At 59.9% G+C, this 18,154-nt stretch carries 17 protein-coding genes and 2 tRNA genes; 8 read left to right on the forward strand and 11 right to left on the reverse strand.

What is annotated here, in order from left to right; translation table 11 throughout:
* The first annotated feature begins 3 nt into the window (after positions 1 to 3).
* Positions 4 to 1,431: a sulfotransferase family 2 domain-containing protein gene (locus TRIHO_RS01195; RefSeq protein ID WP_068239518.1), complete on the forward strand. Its 1,428-nt coding sequence runs from the start codon at positions 4 to 6 to the stop codon at positions 1,429 to 1,431.
* 41 nt (positions 1,432 to 1,472) lie between these two features.
* On the opposite strand, the gene TRIHO_RS01200 is transcribed toward TRIHO_RS01195, so the two are convergent.
* The 6 genes from TRIHO_RS01200 to TRIHO_RS01225 all read right to left on the reverse strand — a co-directional run bounded on the left by TRIHO_RS01200 (position 1,473) and on the right by TRIHO_RS01225 (position 5,371).
* Positions 1,473 to 1,937 carry a PTS sugar transporter subunit IIA gene (locus TRIHO_RS01200; RefSeq protein WP_068239521.1) on the reverse strand — a complete coding sequence of 155 codons (465 nt, stop codon included), beginning with the start codon at positions 1,935 to 1,937 and terminating at the stop codon, positions 1,473 to 1,475.
* A 53-nt stretch (positions 1,938 to 1,990) separates the two neighbouring features.
* Positions 1,991 to 2,554 carry a ribosome hibernation-promoting factor, HPF/YfiA family gene (gene hpf, locus TRIHO_RS01205; RefSeq protein ID WP_068239523.1) on the reverse strand — a complete coding sequence of 188 codons (564 nt, stop codon included), beginning with the start codon at positions 2,552 to 2,554 and terminating at the stop codon, positions 1,991 to 1,993.
* A 278-nt stretch (positions 2,555 to 2,832) separates the two neighbouring features.
* A complete protein-coding gene (gene lptB, locus TRIHO_RS01210; protein WP_068239526.1) occupies positions 2,833 to 3,591 on the reverse strand; it encodes an LPS export ABC transporter ATP-binding protein in 759 nt (252 codons plus the stop codon).
* Positions 3,591 to 4,091, reverse strand: coding sequence for an LptA/OstA family protein (locus tag TRIHO_RS01215; protein ID WP_068239528.1), 501 nt, complete (start codon positions 4,089 to 4,091; stop codon positions 3,591 to 3,593). The genes lptB and TRIHO_RS01215 overlap by 1 nt, the downstream gene beginning before the upstream one ends.
* Before the next feature lie 3 nt (positions 4,092 to 4,094).
* Positions 4,095 to 4,694 carry an LPS export ABC transporter periplasmic protein LptC gene (lptC, locus tag TRIHO_RS01220; RefSeq protein ID WP_068239531.1) on the reverse strand — a complete coding sequence of 200 codons (600 nt, stop codon included), beginning with the start codon at positions 4,692 to 4,694 and terminating at the stop codon, positions 4,095 to 4,097.
* Between the two features lie 62 nt (positions 4,695 to 4,756).
* The gene (locus TRIHO_RS01225) at positions 4,757 to 5,371 is read right to left on the reverse strand and encodes a ribonuclease D (protein WP_068239533.1); all 615 of its coding nucleotides are present in this window, start codon (positions 5,369 to 5,371) and stop codon (positions 4,757 to 4,759) included.
* Positions 5,372 to 5,627: 256 nt separating this feature from the next.
* On the opposite strand from TRIHO_RS01225, the gene xylB reads away from it, so the two are divergent.
* Genes xylB through TRIHO_RS01245 form a run of 4 tightly spaced genes read left to right on the forward strand, consistent with a single transcriptional unit; the run spans position 5,628 to position 10,707 of the window.
* Positions 5,628 to 7,079: a xylulokinase gene (gene xylB / locus TRIHO_RS01230; RefSeq protein ID WP_068239536.1), complete on the forward strand. Its 1,452-nt coding sequence runs from the start codon at positions 5,628 to 5,630 to the stop codon at positions 7,077 to 7,079.
* Entirely contained in the window at positions 7,076 to 8,386 is a 1,311-nt protein-coding gene (gene xylA, locus TRIHO_RS01235; RefSeq protein ID WP_068239539.1) for a xylose isomerase, read from the forward strand. Before xylB ends, xylA begins: the two co-directional genes overlap by 4 nt.
* Complete coding sequence (locus TRIHO_RS01240) at positions 8,387 to 9,400, forward strand: aldose epimerase family protein (RefSeq protein ID WP_068239541.1); 1,014 nt, start codon at positions 8,387 to 8,389, stop codon at positions 9,398 to 9,400.
* Positions 9,400 to 10,707 (forward strand): cytochrome-c peroxidase, encoded by a 1,308-nt coding sequence (locus TRIHO_RS01245; RefSeq protein WP_068239926.1) that lies wholly within the window; start codon positions 9,400 to 9,402, stop codon positions 10,705 to 10,707. Before TRIHO_RS01240 ends, TRIHO_RS01245 begins: the two co-directional genes overlap by 1 nt.
* A 3-nt stretch (positions 10,708 to 10,710) precedes the next feature.
* Here TRIHO_RS01245 and TRIHO_RS01250 read toward each other — a convergent pair whose 3' ends face one another.
* On the reverse strand, positions 10,711 to 12,243 hold the full coding sequence (locus tag TRIHO_RS01250; RefSeq protein WP_068239544.1) for a CRTAC1 family protein: 1,533 nt from the start codon (positions 12,241 to 12,243) through the stop codon (positions 10,711 to 10,713).
* On the reverse strand, positions 12,230 to 13,444 hold the full coding sequence (locus TRIHO_RS01255) for an ROK family transcriptional regulator (RefSeq protein WP_068239547.1): 1,215 nt from the start codon (positions 13,442 to 13,444) through the stop codon (positions 12,230 to 12,232). The genes TRIHO_RS01250 and TRIHO_RS01255 overlap by 14 nt, the downstream gene beginning before the upstream one ends.
* A gap of 185 nt (positions 13,445 to 13,629) precedes the next feature.
* Here TRIHO_RS01255 and xylF point away from each other — a divergent pair, with 185 nt between their 5' ends.
* From xylF to TRIHO_RS01270, 3 genes are all read left to right on the forward strand, one after another.
* Positions 13,630 to 14,658, forward strand: a complete 1,029-nt coding sequence (gene xylF / locus TRIHO_RS01260) for a D-xylose ABC transporter substrate-binding protein (protein WP_068239550.1) — start codon at positions 13,630 to 13,632, stop codon at positions 14,656 to 14,658.
* A gap of 94 nt (positions 14,659 to 14,752) precedes the next feature.
* Positions 14,753 to 16,051: a sugar ABC transporter permease gene (locus TRIHO_RS01265; protein ID WP_068239552.1), complete on the forward strand. Its 1,299-nt coding sequence runs from the start codon at positions 14,753 to 14,755 to the stop codon at positions 16,049 to 16,051.
* Positions 16,051 to 16,833, forward strand: coding sequence for an ATP-binding cassette domain-containing protein (locus tag TRIHO_RS01270; protein WP_068239555.1), 783 nt, complete (start codon positions 16,051 to 16,053; stop codon positions 16,831 to 16,833). Before TRIHO_RS01265 ends, TRIHO_RS01270 begins: the two co-directional genes overlap by 1 nt.
* Before the next feature lie 85 nt (positions 16,834 to 16,918).
* Here the strand turns inward: TRIHO_RS01270 and TRIHO_RS01275 are convergent, their stop codons facing one another.
* From TRIHO_RS01275 to TRIHO_RS01285, 3 genes are all read right to left on the reverse strand, one after another.
* Complete coding sequence (locus TRIHO_RS01275) at positions 16,919 to 17,659, reverse strand: class II aldolase and adducin N-terminal domain-containing protein (protein WP_408646151.1); 741 nt, start codon at positions 17,657 to 17,659, stop codon at positions 16,919 to 16,921.
* Positions 17,660 to 17,724: 65 nt separating this feature from the next.
* Positions 17,725 to 17,810, reverse strand: a tRNA-Leu gene (locus TRIHO_RS01280).
* A gap of 178 nt (positions 17,811 to 17,988) precedes the next feature.
* Positions 17,989 to 18,074, reverse strand: a tRNA-Leu gene (locus TRIHO_RS01285).
* Between the last annotated feature and the right edge of the window lie 80 nt (positions 18,075 to 18,154).

Consider the following 18,154-nt stretch of genomic DNA (forward strand, 5'->3'; position numbering starts at 1 on the left):
TCGATGGCTGACCGTTTTTCCTCCTTTGTGGTCTTTGCTGAAATGCGGACCGGGTCCAATTTTCTCGAAACCAACCTGAACGCGCTCGAAGGGGTCCGTTGTCATGGTGAGGCGTTCAACCCGCATTTCATCGGCTACCCCAACCGGACAGAGGTGCTGGGGATCTCGCAGGAGATGCGCGACAACGATCCCCATCAGCTGCTTGAAGCCGTCCGTGCGGCGCCCGGGGGCCTCGGTGGCTTCCGGTATTTCCACGATCACGACCCTCGTGTTCTGGATGCCATTCTCGATGACGAGACTGTTGCCAAGATCATTCTCACGCGCAATCCGCTCGACAGCTATGTTTCCTGGAAAATCGCCAAGGCGACCGGGCAGTGGAAGCTGACCAATGTCACCCGCCGCAAGGACGCGAGTGCGCCTTTTGACGCGGCAGAGTTCGCGACGCATGTCGACGCCCTGCAGCAGTTTCAGGTGACCTTGTTGAATCGCCTGCAGCGGTCCGGTCAAACCGGGTTCTACCTCGCCTATGAGGATCTGCAGGATGTGGAGGTGATGAACGGTCTGGCAAAATGGCTAGGTGTATCGGCGCGCCTTGATGCGCTGGACGATACGTTGAAACGACAGAACCCCGCGCCGGCGATTTCCAAGGTCAGCAACCCGGACGAGATGGTCGAGGCGCTGGCGGGCGTGGACCGGTTCAACCTGTCGCGCACGCCCAATTTCGAACCACGTCGCGGACCAGTCGTGCCGTCCTATGTGCTCGGAGCTGAAACGCCGCTGATGTTTATGCCGGCACAGACCGGCATCGACAATCTTGTCACGGATTGGTTGGCTCAGCTTGATGGCGTCTCGGCCGAGGCACTGCCCACGCGCATGAACCAGAAACAGCTGCGGCAGTGGCGACGCGCGTCGCCCGGTCATCGCAGCTTTACTGTGGTGCGACATCCTTTGGCACGCGCGCATACGGCGTTTTGCACCAAGATCCTCTGCAAGGGACCGGGGAGCCTGCGTCAGATCCGAAATACGCTCCGTCGTCAGTTCAAGCTGGATATTCCCGAGCAGGAGATTGACGGCACCTACGGCGCCAAGCAGCATTTGATCGCGTTTGCGCAGTTTTTGGAATTTCTCAAGGCCAATCTGGCGGGGCAAACCGCGATCCGGGTCGATGCCAGCTGGGCCAGCCAGACGCAGATCGTGAACGGGTTTGCAGAACTGGCCCTGCCGGATTTGATCTTGCGCGACACAGAACTTCAGGACGACCTGCCACGTTTGGCCCGGAAACTGGGCAAAGAGGTGTCCCCCTCCGTGGCTATGCCGTTGGATGATACGCCGATCAGCCTCAGCCAGATCTATCATCCGGATCTCGAGGAGCTGTGCCGGACCATTTACATGCGCGACTACCTGACCTTCGGTTTTGGAACCTGGGCCTAGACGCGACGCGCGTTACCGACGGCGAGGCCCGGATCCTGGTCTCAGGCGGCCTGAACGGATTGGTTCTCTGTCAGGATTGTATAAAGCGTTGTGGGATCGGGGTTCGCTCGCAATTTCGTGCACAGACTCTGTTCCCGCAGGGTGCGGGACACAAGCGCAAGCGCCTTCAGATGTTCTGCGCCCGCGTCAACCGGGGCGAAAAGAGCAAAGGCAATATCGACCGGCTGGCGATCAACGGCGCCAAAATCCAGCGGCTTCTCCAGCAGCACAAAGATTCCGACCACCTGGTCGATCCCGTTCAGGCGCGCATGGGGCAGGGCAACACCGTGCCCGACACCCGTCGGGCCAAGGCTTTCGCGGTCGAGCAGCGCTTCGACAGTGGTTTGCGCATCCAGCCGATGGGCGAAATTGGCGACTTCGGCGATTTCCTGGAACAGGCGCTTCTTGCTGGAAGCTGCACCAATGACCCGCACGGCCTCTTGTTTGAGGATGTTCGAAATCTGCATTGCTCTGCTCCATTCGGGGTGAAGGGGCCGTGGTATGGCCCCTTCGCAAATCCTTACGGCTCGATCCAGCCGATGTTGCCATCGTCCCGTCGATACACCACGTTCAATCCATCTTTGGTGTCGCTTCGAAACACCAAAACAGGAGATCCCGCCAGTTCCATCTGCATCACAGCTTCACCAACGGACAGAGACGGGATCTTGGTCTCCATCTCAGCGACGATGATAGGCTGCAACGAGTCCGGTTCGACTTCGGAATCTACCTGTTCAGAGGCGAGGATATACGAGCTGGCTCCCATAAGTTCAACCGGCTCACTCCGGTCGCGGTGGTGATCTTTCAACCGTCGCTTGTACCGCCGGAGCTGCTTGTCCATCTTTTCCAGACATCCATCAAAGGACATATAGATTTCAGTGGCATGCGCCTTGGCCTGACAGGTCAGGCCAGTCGATAGGTGAACAATGGTTTCGCAGACATATTCATGCGCGTGGCGGGAGAAGACGACTTGGGCATCGGTCGGCCGACCGGCGTATTTCTCCAAGACCGCGCTCAGCTCTGTCTCTACGTGGGTTTGTAGGGATTCGCCGATGTCGATCTGTTTTCCGCTGACTTTGTAACGCATGTGATCTCCTTAATGTTAAGCCTGGATGCATAGGGAAACACGCAGTTGACCTGCGGTCGCCGTGTTATGAACGCCAGGAAGGATGGGCCGCGTGTGCAACAAGCAGCGCACCGGACCCTGGACACAGGGCCAAATGGGTGACTGCAGCGGGTTGCACATTTGCCATGCGTCAATTCGATGACAATCGCCCGCCGGAGTCAATGCAATTCCATGCGCATTTTTCCGGGTTACCCCCTGGATCAGCGAGGCTTTGCTTAGAAAATTGTCACAAATAGCGTTTAAGAGATGCGAAAATTATCGCCAAGATAGACGCGACGGACATTTTCGTTCTCGACCACTTCTTCCGGCGTGCCGGACATCAGCACCTGCCCATCATGCAGGATATAGGCGCGGTCGACGATTTCGAGCGTTTCGCGCACATTGTGGTCGGTGATCAGCACACCGATGCCACGAGTCTTCAGATCAGCCACCAGGTTGCGGATATCCCCGACCGAAATCGGATCGACACCGGCAAAAGGTTCATCAAGGAGTAGATATTTGGGATCCGCAGCCAGGCAGCGGGCGATTTCCACCCGGCGTCGTTCACCACCAGAGAGCGCCAGCGCCGGAGCGCGCCGTAAATGTTCGATTGAGAAATCGGACAGCAATTCTTCGAGCCGCTCACGGCGCTTGTGTTCCTGCGACAGAGCAATATCGAGCACCGCCGAGATGTTATCCTCGACCGAAAGCCCGCGAAAGATCGACATTTCCTGCGGAAGATAGCCGATCCCCAACCGTGCCCGCCGGTACATCGGCAGATTCGTGACGGGTTGCCCGTCGATGCTGACCGTGCCGGCCTCGGGAAAGACAAGTCCGGCAATCGTGTAAAAGCTGGTTGTCTTGCCGGATCCGTTCGGCCCCATCAGCGCCACCACCTCGCCCCGGTTCAGCTCCATGGAGACGTCGCGGATGACGACTTTTTTCCGATAGCTTTTGCGCATCTTTTCAATGCGCAGGCCAGAACTGCCGGGGGTTACTTTCAGATCGGGGCGGGGCATCAGTTCTTGGAGCCGCCGGAAAGGGTGGTGCGCACGCGTCCGCTGAGCGTTGCATTGCCGGTGGCCAGATTGACCAGCATTCGTTCCGCGCCCAATGTTCGTGTGCCCTGGGTCAGCAACACGTCGCCGCGCATCTCGACGGTGCCGCTGTCGATGGCGTAATCTGCTTCGCCTGCCTCGGCGGCATCCTCGCCACTCACCAGAAGCACATTGCCCCGTGCCTCAAGCCGTTCGATGCCGCTGCTGCCTTCGCCCTTGTTGATCACAAGCACGCTATCGGCGCTCAGCCGCATATCGCCCTGCATGATCAGAACGTTCCCTTCGAACAGGGCGGATCCGTCTTCCTGATTGACGTTCAACCCATCCGCTGTGACCTCGACAGGTTGCGAGGTGTCCGTCTTCAGGACGCCAAAGGAAATGTCGGTTCCCTGCGCGCCGGCGGCCGGGGCGAGAGAGAGGGCAGCAAGGCCGAGACAGAAAACAAAAGCGAGTCGTTGCACAGGTTATCTTTCTTCTTTTGCTGGATCGTACACCAGCTTGACGCCGTCCGTGAACTCAATATGCACGGCACCTTTCATCGAATTTGTGAAGATCCGCATCGCGCCAGCCGTAAAATCGCCATAGGGGCCAGTGGCCGTGATCTGTCCGGGGCTGCGAATTTCCGAGGCGCTGAGCCGCGCCAGAAGCGTTTCTGTTTCGACCCGCGTTCCGTCCGAGGTCAGAACCCGCACGTTGCCAGTCAGCGTTGCGGTGTCGTTGCGGGGGTGAACCGTTCCGGCGTCGGACAGCAGCAGGATGCTTTTCCCCAGAGATGTGCGGATTTCCGCTTCCAGGTCGGTCGCAGAGGCGACGCCTTGTTCCTGATCCGGAACCGCCTTGGCGGCGGCAATTGTGATCTCATGTCCGGATTCGGTTGTGCCGCTAAAGAACGGTGCCGTGATCTGCTGATTCCGAAGCCGGTCTTCGATCTCGAATTGGGCAAAGGGGATTGTCGGATCTGTCTCGACCTGCCTCGCGATCAGAAACAAGGTGGACAGAAGCGCCACAGCCGCCAGCGGCAACACGACCTTGAGGAGGGCAATGATGCGTGAGTAGCGATCCATCTCTTGGCCATCCTGTTGTGTCAGCGGTGCATGAAGAATTCGAAGCGACAGGTGAAACCCTGTCAGGAATGCGCAAAGATATCCGTTTCCGGCCAGCCGGCCAGATCCAATTGCGCGCGCGTTGGCAGGAAATCAAAACAGGATTGCGCCAGCGCCATGCGGTCTTCCCGCTCCAGCCGTTTGTTCAGCGCGTCACGCAGCCGGTGCAGGTACAACACGTCGGATGCCGCATAATCCTGCTGCGCTTGGGTCAGGGTGTGGGCGCCCCAATCACTCATCTGCTGTTGTTTCGACAGATCAAGCCCCAGCAAATCCTGGGTCAGGTTTTTCAGCCCATGCCGATCCGTATAGGTGCGCACCAGACGGCTTGCGATTTTGGTGCAATAGACCGGCGCCGCCAAAGCTCCAAAGGCATGAAACAAGGCAGCGATGTCGAACCGGCCATAGTGAAACAGCTTGAGGACAGCGGGGTCCGTCAACAGACGCGCGAGATTGGGGGCCTTCGTCTGTCCCTTGGCGATTTGCACCAGATGCGCCTCGCCGTCCCCGCTGGACAATTGCACGACGCAAAGGCGGTCGCGATGGGGATGCAGCCCCATGGTTTCGCAATCAATCGCCACAGCTGACCCAAGATCCAGACCGTCGGGCAGGTCGTGCTGATAAAGATGGGTGGCCACGTGGCTGTCCTCGGCGCTTGTTGTCAGGAACGGGTGTTCTGGACATAGGAGTTTTGAGGTCTGAACTCAACAGGGCGCCGCGCGGCATCACAGCGCCGTAACCGCAAACAGGGACCGGCGCAAATCTGCATTTGAGGGCTCCATTTCGATCTAAGGCAGATTGACAACGATTGTCACCTCTGTTTTATTTTACCTGCCGAAATAAATCTGTGTGGGGCCAAATGGCCTGCGCAGCTGGCGATTGGGAGGAGATACTATGTATTTGGGTCTTGACGTGGGAACGTCGGGGCTGCGCGCGTTGCTGTCTGATGAGGGCGGCAATGTCATTGGCGTGGCGGATGCATCCTATGGGGTTTCACACCCTCACACCGGGTGGAGCGAGCAGGATCCGCAGGACTGGATCACGGCCTGTGAGACAGCTGTCGCGGCTCTGCGGTCCGCTCACCCCGGCGCATTGGCGCAATTGCGCGGTATCGGGCTTAGTGGTCACATGCACGGGGCAACCTTGCTGGACAGTGACGGCAAGGTTTTGCGGCCCTGCATCCTTTGGAACGACACCCGTTCCGCGGCGGAGGCTGCCGTATTGGATGGAACCGACGGCGTGCGGGACCTGTCTGGCAATATTGTCTTTCCAGGCTTCACCGCGCCCAAGCTGGCCTGGGTCAAGGCGCATGAGCCAGAGATCTTTCAACGTATCGCCAAAGTGCTGTTGCCAAAGGACTATGTCCGCTACTGGCTGACTGGCGAGTTCATCTCCGATATGTCCGACAGCGCCGGCACGTCCTGGCTGGACGTGGGCGCGCGCGACTGGTCTTCGCAGCTTCTTGAGGCGTCAGGCATGCGCCGGGATCAGATGCCGGAGCTGGTCGAAGGCTCCGCTCCCGGCGGCACGCTGCGTGACGCGCTCCGGCAGGACTGGGGCATTCGGGCCGCTGTGGTTGTGGCTGGCGGTGGCGGCGACAATGCCGTGGCGGCCTGCGGCGCAGGTTGTTTTCGCGAGGGTGAAGGGTTCGTCAGCCTCGGGACATCCGGTGTGTTGCTGGCGGCAAAGGGACATTATCGCCCCGATCCGGCTTCGGCCGTGCATACATTTTGTCATGCGGTGCCCCAGACCTGGTACCAGATGGGCGTCATTCTGGCCGCGACCGATTGCCTGAACTGGTTGTCGCGCACGCTGGGGCAGACCCCCGCCACCCTGGCCGAGCGACTGCCGAGCCGGATCGAAAAACCCTCTTCAATCACCTTCCTGCCGTATCTGTCCGGCGAGCGGACACCGCATAATGATGCCAGCATCCGCGCCAGTTTCGTGGGGCTCGACATTGGCGATGGTCCGGCCGAAATGACCCAAGCCGTGATGGAGGGCGTCGCCTTTGCCCTGCGTGACTGTCTGGAGGCGCTTAAAGGGACGCAGACCGATCTGACCCGCTTGCTTGCGGTCGGCGGTGGCACCCAATCGCCCTATTGGGTCGAAACCCTGGCCACCGTGCTCGGCATCCCGCTGGACCTGCCCGACAAGGGCGAATTCGGTGCCGCCCTCGGTGCGGCGCGCCTGGCCATGGCCGCCACAGGTGCGGATTTGGCCAGTGTCATGACCGCACCGCCCACCTCTCACACCATAGATCCACGCCCGGAGCTGGCCGAAGCCTTTGACGCTTCTTATGACCGCTACCGCGCCCTCTACCCGAAGATGAAGGAACTGATGACATGACCACTGGATTTTTTGGCGATATCTCGCAAATTCAATACGAAGGCGAGGACAGCACCAATCCGCTGGCCTTCCGCCACTACAACCCGGACGAGGTTGTTCTGGGCAAGCGGATGGAAGACCATCTGCGCTTTGCAACCTGTTACTGGCACAGCTTTGTCTGGCCAGGCGGCGATCCGTTTGGCGGTCAGACCTTTGACCGGCCCTGGTTCAAGGACTCGATGGAAGCGGCCAAGCTGAAGGCGGACGTGGCGTTTGAAATGTTCACGCTGCTGCAGTCGCCCTATTACTGCTTCCACGATGCCGATGTGCGTCCCGAGGGGGCGGATTTTGCCGAAAACACCCGCAACCTGAACGAGATCGTCGACTACTTCGCGAAGAAACAGGAAGAAACCGGCGTCAAACTGCTCTGGGGCACTGCCAACCTGTTCTCCAACGCGCGGTTCATGTCCGGTGCGGCGACCAACCCTGACCCGGATGTCTTTGCGTTTTCGGCCGCAACCATCAAGACCTGCATGGATGCCACCCATCGCCTGGGCGGCGAAAACTACGTGCTCTGGGGCGGGCGCGAAGGCTACGAAACACTGCTGAACACCGACCTGAAGCAGGAAGACCAGCAATTGGGGCGCATGCTCAACCTGGTGGTCGAATACAAGCACAAGATCGGCTTCAAGGGTGCGATCCTGGTCGAACCCAAGCCGCAGGAACCGACCAAGCACCAGTACGACTATGACACAGCCACTGTCTATGGCTTCCTGAAGCGTCACGGGCTCGAAAACGAGGTGAAGATGAACCTCGAACAGGGTCACGCGATTCTGGCGGGCCATTCGTTCGAGCATGAGATCGCGACAGCGCAGGCGCTGGGCATCTTTGGCTCCATCGACATGAACCGCAACGACTACCAGTCTGGCTGGGATACCGATCAGTTCCCGAACAACACGCCCGAAGTGGCGCTGGCCTACTATCACATCCTCAAACACGGCGGTTTCACCACCGGCGGCACCAACTTTGACGCGAAGCTGCGTCGTCAGTCCATCGACCCCGAAGACCTGTTGATGGCACATGTCGGCGGCATGGATATCTGTGCCCGTGGGCTGAAGGCCGCCGCCGCGATGATCGAGGATGGCACCATGGATAGCTTCGTGACCGAGCGCTACGCAGGCTGGCAGCGTCCAGATGCGCAGGACATGCTGGCCGGCAAGCTGTCGCTCGAAGACATTGTTGCCAAGGTGGAAGGCGACGGGATCAACCCGAAACCACGCTCCGGACGGCAGGAATATCTGGAAAATGTCCTCAACAGGTTCGTCTGAATGAACATGGCGCAGATCGTCAATCACGGCCTGCATGAGGGGCAGATGCTAAAGGAGGTGCGCCTGCACAATGGCGCGCTCTCCCTCAGCCTTCTGAACCTCGGGGCGGTGACCCGCGATCTGCGTCTCCTTCAGGACGGTGCGGACCTGCCGCTTGTATTGGGATTTTCCGACCCGGCTGCCTATTTTGACAATCCCGGATACCTCGGGGTGATCGCGGGCCGGGTGGCCGGTCGGATCAAGAACGCCCAGTTTGCGCTGGGCGAAACGCACTATCGCCTCGACGTAAACGAAGGCAACGATCAACTGCATGGTGGCCCCCGGGGGCTGGCGCGGGTTCTTTGGGATGTGGAGCCGATTTCGGACACCGAGGCCCGGTTCCGCTACGACTCGCCGGCGGGTGAAAACGGTTTTCCTGGTGATGTGGCGTTCTGTGTCACCGTGCGGCTCGATGGGCTGGCGGTAGAATACGACATGACCGCGCGGGTTAGCGCGCCAACACCGATCAGCCTCGCACAACACAACTATTACAATCTGACCGGGGGTCGTTCGCCGATCTGGGACCATCGGCTTCAGGTGGACGCAAGCCGCTATTTGTTGCCGGATGACACCAATGTCCCGAACGGTGAGATCGCAGAGCTGGATGGCACCCGCTATGACATGCGGTTTGGGCGCAGCCTTGGCGCGCTGGACCCGACGCATCTTGGCAGCAATGTAAATCTCGTATTTGATCCGGATCGGGACCGGGGCTTGCCCGTGGCGACGCTGACAGCGCCAACCGGGTTGCAGATGGTCGTGACCAGTGATCAGGTCGGAGCACAGATCTACACGGCGACCTCGCTCGACCCGCACCAGGGCGGTTTGCCCGGGCAGGCTCTGGGGCCGGCGATGGGGCTTTGTTTTGAACCGCAGGGGTTTCCAAATGCGGTCAACCAACGGGATTTTCCGAGCGTGATCGCAACGCCGGAAAGCCCATATGTGCAGAAACTCAGACTGGATTTCGGGTGGATCTGATGCGTCTATTTGCTCTTCTTTCGCTGCTGTGCGCGCCCGTCGCCCAGGCGGCAGACAAACCGGACCTCGGGCCACGGCCGGTTTTTCCGGACCCGGATATGGCAGCGGTCGAACTGGGGCAGCTGCTGTTTTACGATCCCATTCTGTCCGGCAACCGCAATATTGCCTGCTCCACCTGCCATCACCCGAAATTCGGGACGGGAGACGCGGTTTCGCTCGGACTTGGCGAAGGGGGCGTGGGGCTTGGGACCGAACGCAAGCCCGATCCAGAGAACCTCCCCGAACAACGCATTCCGCGCAACGCGCCCGGCCTGTGGAACCTCGGAGCACCTGAATTCACAGTGATGTTCCATGATGGGCGTCTTGAGGATCACCCGGATCATCCCGGTGGAATTCGCACGCCTCTGGGCGAAGATATGGTTGCAGGTTTCGACGACGCCCTGTCGGCTCAGGCCATGTTCCCGGTCTTGTCCGCTGACGAGATGGCCGGGCATTATTCGGAAAACGAAGTGGCAGAAGCAGTCCGTCTCGGGCAGCTTTCCACTCCCGGCGGTGCCTGGGACCGGATTTCAGCGCGTGTCGCCGACATCCCGGAGTACCGCAGCCGATTTGACGCGGTGCTCGGTCGCGGCGCGCCAATCACATTTGCCGATATCGCCAATGTAATGGCGGATTTCATTCGCTTTGAATGGCGCGCCGACAACAGCCCCTTTGATGCCTATATGCTGGGTCAGGGCGTCTTGTCCGACGCGGCCCTGCGCGGAATGGATCTATTCTATGGCGCTGCGCGCTGTAGCGAATGCCACAGCGGCTGGCTGCAATCCGATCATGGGTTTCACGCCTTGGGGGTGCCGCAGTTCGGCCCCGGCAAGGCGGCAAGGTTCGAAGCGCACAATCGGGACGAAGGCCGGATTCGGGTGACTGGCGCGGCCGAGGATGCCTTTGCCTTTCGCACGCCCTCGTTGCGAAACGTCACTCTGACCGCTCCCTATGGGCACACGGGGGCCTTTCAGACCTTGGACGCGATTGTCCGTCACCATGTCGATCCGGTGGCGAGCCTCACCACCTATCCCCAGTCCGAGGCGATTTTGCCCGAACTGGAGGGCAAGGAGGATTGGCGTGTTCATAATAATGAGTCCGAAAGAACTGTTCTCGCCGCCGCAGTGGCCTTGCCGTCAATTCAGCTGACGGATGCCGAGATTTCCGATATTGTGTCGTTCTTGTCCAGTTTAACGGATGATGTCGCCGCTGCGGGTCGGCTCGGCGTTCCAGACGCCGTGCCCAGCGGTTTGCCCGTCGACCGCTAGGGCCTAGGGCGTCAGCGTCAGCCGCTGGTTGACCGGGATTGGCTGCCATGCTCCGACCGACCCGTCGGGCCACAGGACCCGGACCTTGACGTCGGTTGCATGGCCGAGACCGAAATGCAGATCTCCAATGTCGCCGCCGGCATGACCGCCGCCGACTGTGACCTCGCGGGTGAGGATATGCCCGTCTGCCTCGACTTCGACAAAGGCGCCGATGCCCCGTGTGTTTGGCCCCGGCGCATCGAGCCGCAGGAGCAGCCAGTTGCCCTCCGTCGTGGCCGCGTTCTGCCAGACTTCCATCGGTGCGCGCCGGTTCACCACGGCGATGTCCAGGAACCCATCCCGGTTGAGGTCCACCAGCGCCCCCCCACGGCCCCGGTGCAGACTGGCCACGCCGGCTTCTGTTCCGATCTCGACAAAGCGCCCGTCGGCCTGTTGCAGCATCAGGTTGTTGGGATCCTTGAGCGCCGCGTCCGGCATCTGTTCGACATTGCCCTTGGTCACAAAAATATCGTCGCGCCCGTCGTTGTTCACATCGCCGAAGGCCGCATGCCAGCCTGTCGACGGGCGACCATCGCCACCGGTATAGGGGCGATGCGCCGTGGTGCCATAGCCATAGGTAACATCGGTCCAGACCGGGCCGCCTGCGCTTGGGTCCTGCACCTGAAATTTCTGATCGCCCATCGAGGTCAGATAGACGTCCTGAAATCCGTCTCCGGTGATGTCGCGCGATGCAATTCCCATGCCCCAGAGCGCGTAGGGCCGCCAGCCGTCTTCCTGCGTATATAGCCTGGGCGACGGTTCCATCGCCCACATTTGTTCCTGACCGCCCTTAACGTAGTAATGCCGGTCATTCGACAGCCGCAGGTCGGCCTGCCCATTGCGGTTCCAGTCACTGAAAAGCACCGAAAGTGCGCAAAAGCCGGGCGACAGCGCCTGTGCGTCGGGGTAGCTGCCATCGGCGGGACGGTAAAGCAGAGTATCGTCACACGTGCCGAACGGCCCATCCGGATCGCTGCGATCCACGTAGGTGCCAAAGGCGAGCGTCGGAAGCGTGTTCCCTTTCTCCCAGGTGGCGGAGAACCCCGTGGTCCATTGCTCGGCGCTGGTAAACCCGAGGTCGGCAAACGGGGTGAATTGGCAATTTCCCAAGCCCTGCATCAGGGCATCGGGCCCGGCGCGCAGTATGGCAAGATCGAGAATGCCGTCGCCGTTGATGTCCAGAGGGTAGGCGCCGGTTACACCGGTCAGGGCGAGCGGGTCCGGCGTTTGCCTGGCAAAGGACAAGTCACCCGATGGCTCCGGGGTTGCGTTCACAAACAACGCGGCGGGGTTTGCGCCACCGGCCGCAAACAGGTCCGGCATCTGGTCGCCATTGCAGTCAAAGACCGCAAGCCCGCCGCCCACGTAGTGTTCCCAACCGCCGTCATAAACATGCTCTGCAATCTGGACCGGGGCAAAGGTCGGAAGGTTTTGTTCTGCGTGGACGCTCCCGGCCAGTGATATCAGCAAAAGCGAAAAGGGGTCAGGCCGCAGCATTTGCGAATTCCTTCACAGTTTGAGAGGTGACTTCTTCGATTCCATAGGCGGCGGCCCCATTGGCCCACATCAGGTCGCCCCAGTCGTGGATGATGACTTCGGGAAGGGGGGCATCAACATGGACGACCCATTGCTGCATTTCTTCGATGACCTTGTCGGAATAGAGGTGATCGAAGGTCATCCGCGCGCCGGCCAGGATGATCTTTGACGGATCAAAGATATTGACCACATTCGCAAGCCCCATGGCAAACATCCGGCGTGCGCGGTCCAGTACGGATCTGGCCATGGCATCGCCGTTTTCGGCGGCTTTGAAGAGGGACAGCAAACTGGTGTGTCGTTCGTTGCCGCTGGAAATATTGGCTTCCCGCAGCAGGGCATAGTCCCCGACATAGGCTTCGAGGCAGCCCCGTTGGCCACATTGGCACAGAGCGCCTTCCAGATGAACCTTGGTATGACCGAATTCCGCGCCGCAGCCCCGTTTGCCCCGGTAGATCTTGCCATCAATCACAATGCCCATGCCGACACCATGTTCGATGGTGATGACGATGAAATTATCGCAGGTCCGTCCTTCGCCAAACAGATGTTCGGCCTTGGCGACCAGATTTGCATCATTGTCGAGGAAGACTGGGCAGGGGAGCACTTCGGCCAGGGCCTGGCCAAGGTCGACGTTGCGCTCCTCCAGCGACGAGGACCAATAGACGAACTTGCGTTCGGCATCGACCATCCCAGCGAGGCCCAGCCCAACACCCGAGAGGTCTTCGATCACAAACCCGCCCTTCTGACAGGTGAATTCCAGCGCCCGCCGGATCTGGGCGCAAAGCTCGGGCAGCGGCATCCTGCCCTTGATGAGCGGCATTTCGTGGCTCGCCAATTCCTTGCCGACGAAATCGGTGATCACGGTCGAGATCGTGTGATGCGCCACCTTGAGGCCGGCAATGCGATGTGCTGCGCCGCGAATTTTCAGGGCAACACGCGGCCGTCCCCGCCGTATCTCTGAGGTGGTATCCGGTGCAACTTCCTCGATCAGTCCGGCGCTGAGCAATTCGGCCGTGATGGCGGTCACTGTGGCGGGGCTGACGCCGGTCGCCTTGGCGATATCGATTCGCGCGATGTGTCCTGCGGTGCGAATCACATCGAGAATCTGCTGACGCCCGTTTTCCCGCTGATCGCCAGTCGACGACAGCTTTCCTGATCGTGCCAAGTTGGTCCTCCTCCTATATGGGACGCCACCCAAGTATCATGATTTACCATCATGAATCCCCCCAAACGCGCCTCCATTTGGAAAGGATACATGATTTAATTTGAAACTCAAAAAAAACATTGCTACACAGGATCTACTTTACGGGGCCACGCAAGAAACGGACCCGTACGTCAAGGGAGGAAAATATGAAATTTCTGAACGGACTTTCCGTTATCGCACTTAGTGCATTCGCTGCATCCTCGGCTTTTGCTGCGGATCTGACAATCGGCGTCAGCTGGTCCAACTTCCAGGAAGAACGCTGGAAGACCGACGAAGCAGCCATCGTTGGTGCGCTCGACGAAGCCGGCGCGGCGTATCTGTCTGCCGATGCGCAGTCGTCGTCCGCTAAACAGCTCGCCGATATCGAGAGCCTGATCGCACAGGGTGTGGATGCGCTGATCATCCTCGCGCAAGACGCACAGGCCATTGGTCCCGCCGTGCAGGCCGCAGCGGACGAGGGTATCCCGGTTGTCGCGTATGACCGCCTGATCGAAGACGAACGCGCCTTCTACCTGACCTTCGACAACGTCGAAGTGGGTCGGATGCAGGCCCGTGCCGTGTTCGAGGCGATGCCCAAGGGCAACTACGTCATGATCAAGGGCTCTCCGACGGATCCGAACGCAGACTTCCTGCGCGGTGGCCAGCAGGAAATCATCAACGCAGCTGTTGAAAGCGGCGACATCACCATCGTCGGCGAAGCCTACACCGATGGCTGGTTGCCCGCCAACGCGCAGCGCAACATGGAACAGATCCTGACCGCGAACGACAATAAGGTCGACGCTGTTGTGGCGTCCAACGACGGCACCGCAGGCGGTGTTGTTGCGGCTCTGACCGCACAGGGCATGGAAGGTATTCCAGTCTCCGGTCAGGATGGCGATCACGCTGCTCTGAACCGCGTTGCCAAGGGCACCCAAACCGTCTCCGTCTGGAAAGACGCGCGTGACCTCGGTGCCGAAGCAGGCTCCATCGCCGTTGCGCTCGCCGGTGGCACCGCCATGGCGGACGTTGATGGCGCAACCTCCTGGACCTCTCCGGCAGGCACCACCATGACGGCAAAGTTCCTGGCCCCGGTTCCGGTGACCAAGGACAACCTTTCGGCCGTTGTTGACGCCGGCTGGATCACGCAGGAAGCCCTCTGCCAGGGTGTGTCCGGCGGCCCGGCACCTTGCAACTGATCACCTAAAGTTACCTCGTTCTGTGTCCCGGGTCTGTCCCGGGGCGCAGGCACCCCCCCCTCGCTACTCAAATCGCTGAATACTGGAGCCGGACATGACCGACACCACGTCTCAGCCAATCACTCCCCAAAACAAGCGCAATGTCTTCCAGCAACTGGAGCTGGATGTACGGCTATTGGGTATGATTGGCGCCTTTATCATCCTCTGTATCGGGTTCAACCTGGTGACAGATGGGCGTTTCCTGACGCCGCGCAACATCTTCAACCTGACAATCCAGACGGTTTCGGTTGCGATCATGGCCTCCGGCATGGTGTTCGTGATTGTCACCCGGCATATCGACCTCAGCGTCGGCGCCCTGCTGGCGACCTGTTCCGCCGTAATGGCGATGACACAGACCGAATTGCTGCCCCATGTGCTTGGTCTTGGGCTGAACCATCCGATCACCTGGATTGTCGCCGTGATCGTCGGGCTGGCGACCGGAACCCTGATTGGCGCCTTTCACGGCTGGATGATCGGCTATCTGACGATCCCGGCGTTTATCGTGACGCTGGGCGGGTTTCTCGTCTGGCGCAACGTCGCCTGGTACATGACCGATGGCCAGACCATCGGCCCGCTCGATTCCACCTTCATGATCTTTGGGGGCACCAATGGCACCCTTGGCACCACCTTCAGCTGGATCCTGGGGCTGATCGCCACCGCACTGGCGCTGATGGTGCTGTGGAATTCCCGTCGCGCCAAGCTGGCGCATGATTTCCCGGTCAAACCTGTCTGGGCCGAGATCGTCATGGGGCTGGTGGTATCGGGGGCGATCCTTGGCTTTGTTGCCGTCCTCAACGCCTATGATATTCCGTCGCGCCGCCTGGAACGTATGTTCGAAGCCAAGGGCCAGGTGATGCCCGAAGGGCTGACCATGGGCTACGGGCTGCCGATTTCGGTGCTGATCCTGATCGCCGTGGCGATTGTGATGACTGTGATTGCCCGCCGCACCCGCCTTGGGCGCTATATCTTTGCCACCGGCGGCAACCCCGACGCGGCAGAGCTGTCCGGGATCAACACGCGTATGCTGACCGTAAAGGTCTTCAGCATCATGGGCTTTCTCTGCGCCTTGTCGGCGGTTGTGGCCTCGGCCCGGTTGGCCAACCACTCCAACGACATCGGCACATTGGACGAACTGCGGGTCATTGCGGCAGCCGTCATCGGCGGCACCGCGCTGTCGGGTGGCTTTGGCACCATCTACGGCGCCATCCTCGGCGCGCTGATCATGCAAAGCCTTCAGTCCGGCATGGCCATGGTCGGTGTAGACGCGCCGTTCCAGAACATCGTTGTCGGCGCCGTGCTGGTTGCAGCCGTCTTTATCGACATCGTCTATCGCAAACGTGTGGGGGCCAAGTGATGACCACTCCCAAGGAACTCCGCGCCCAGGGCGCAACGCCGATGGTCGAGATGAAAGACATCTCTGTTTCCTTCGGTGGGATCAAGGCGGTTGATCAGGTTAGCGTTGACCTGCATCCGGGCGAAGTTGTTGGCCTGCTTGGCCACAACGGTGCCGGAAAATCGACCCTGATCAAGGTGCTTTCGGGTGCCTATCAGATGGACAGCGGTGAAATCCGCATCAACGGCGACAAGGTGGAAATCACCAATCCCCGCGATGCCCGCAGCCATAACATCGAGACGATCTACCAGACGCTGGCGCTGGCGGACAACCTCGATGCGGCATCGAACCTTTTTCTGGGGCGCGAGATCGTCACCGGGACGGGGCTTGTGAACGATGCCGCGATGGAATCCGAATGCCGCAAGATCATGGGCCGCCTCAACCCGAACTTTCGCAAGTTCAACGAGCCGGTTTCAGCCCTGTCGGGCGGTCAACGACAGTCGGTCGCGATTGCCCGTGCGGTCTATTTCAACGCCCGCATCCTGATCATGGATGAACCCACGGCTGCCCTTGGCCCGCATGAAACCCAGATGGTTGCGGAGCTGATCCAGCAGCTGAAGGCACAAGGCATCGGGATTTTCCTGATCGACCACGATGTGCATGCCGTGATGCAGCTGTGTGACCGCGCGTCGGTTATGAAAAACGGCCAATTGGTCGGCACCGTGAACATTGAGGATGTGACGGATGACGATCTGTTGTCGATGATCATCCTGGGCAAAAAGCCGGGTGAAGAAGCCGCCTGAGCCGGTCCTTTACGAGCGGAACGAATAAAAGGGGTGCGTTGGCACCCCTTTTTGTTTGGGTTGCGTGCTGTTCGGGATAGCCCTGCTATTTGGCGTAGTCCGAACCCTCGTCGTCCAGAATGGCCTTGAGCGCTGCCAGATGGGCGGGAGAGGCATCCGGGTAGTCTTCAAGTTCCTGCGCGGTTTTTTCCGCCACCTCCGGGCTTAGAACCCGCAGCTTCTGGCCGGTCTGCAGCGCGCGGATATAGGTTTCTGCCGCCCGTTCGAAGTAATAGAGCCGATTGAATGTTTCTGCGACAGTCGCGCCGATGACCAGCACGCCGTGGTTGCCCATGATCATCACCTTGACCTTCGGGTCCGTCAGCATCGACGCGCAGCGCGCGCCCTCATCCTCAAAGGCAAGCCCGCCGTAACCGTCATCAATGACGGTCCGGTTGAAGAAGGTGGCGCAGTTCTGATCTATCGGCGGCAGGGTGCTGTCTTCGAGGCAGGCCAGCACGGTGGCATGGATCGAATGCACGTGCATGATGCAGCGCGCGTGTGGGCAAAGCCGGTGCAGGGAACCATGCAGCCCCCAGGCAGTAGGGTCCGGCGCATCGGGGCGATCCATTGTGGAGGGGTCGTTGGCATCGACCTCTAGCAGATCTGAGGCCTTGATCCGGCTGAAATGGCTTTGATTCGGATTGATCAGAAAGCGGCTGCCGTCCTCATTCACCGCCAGCGAGTAGTGATTGGCGACCGCCTCATGCATGTTCAGCCGTGCCGTCCAGCGAAAAGCCGCAGCCATATCCACGCGATCCGGCCAATGATCGAGGTTTGCCTGCATGTTATCCATCCCTGTGTTGAAACCTGAGGGACAGTCTAGCGAGCTGTTCGGCAATGTGTAGGGGGTGGTGCCCAGAAGAGGACTCGAACCTCCACGTCCTTTCGGACACTAGCACCTGAAGCTAGCGCGTCTACCATTCCGCCATCTGGGCACAGATGAGGTGTGAGGCGTTCTAGGCAGGTTCAGCCTCGGCTGCAAGTGGAAAATTGACTGAGGCCGCAAAAGACTGCGCCTTGCGGGACGGGATAAGCCGCAGAATTCGCGATGGTTTTCCCCGAGCGAAACTCAGGGTCATGAATTTGCGATTGGGGGTTTTGATTGGGAAAGAGTGGTGCCCAGAAGAGGACTCGAACCTCCACGTCCTTGCGGACACTAGCACCTGAAGCTAGCGCGTCTACCATTCCGCCATCTGGGCACAGATGTCGTGAGGGCGGCGTATAATCCGAGTCGCAGAACGCGTCAAACGGATATTTCGGTTTTTCCGGAGAATCCTGT

Source organism: Tritonibacter horizontis (assembly GCF_001518015.1).
GTDB classification, from domain to species: domain Bacteria; phylum Pseudomonadota; class Alphaproteobacteria; order Rhodobacterales; family Rhodobacteraceae; genus Epibacterium; species Epibacterium horizontis.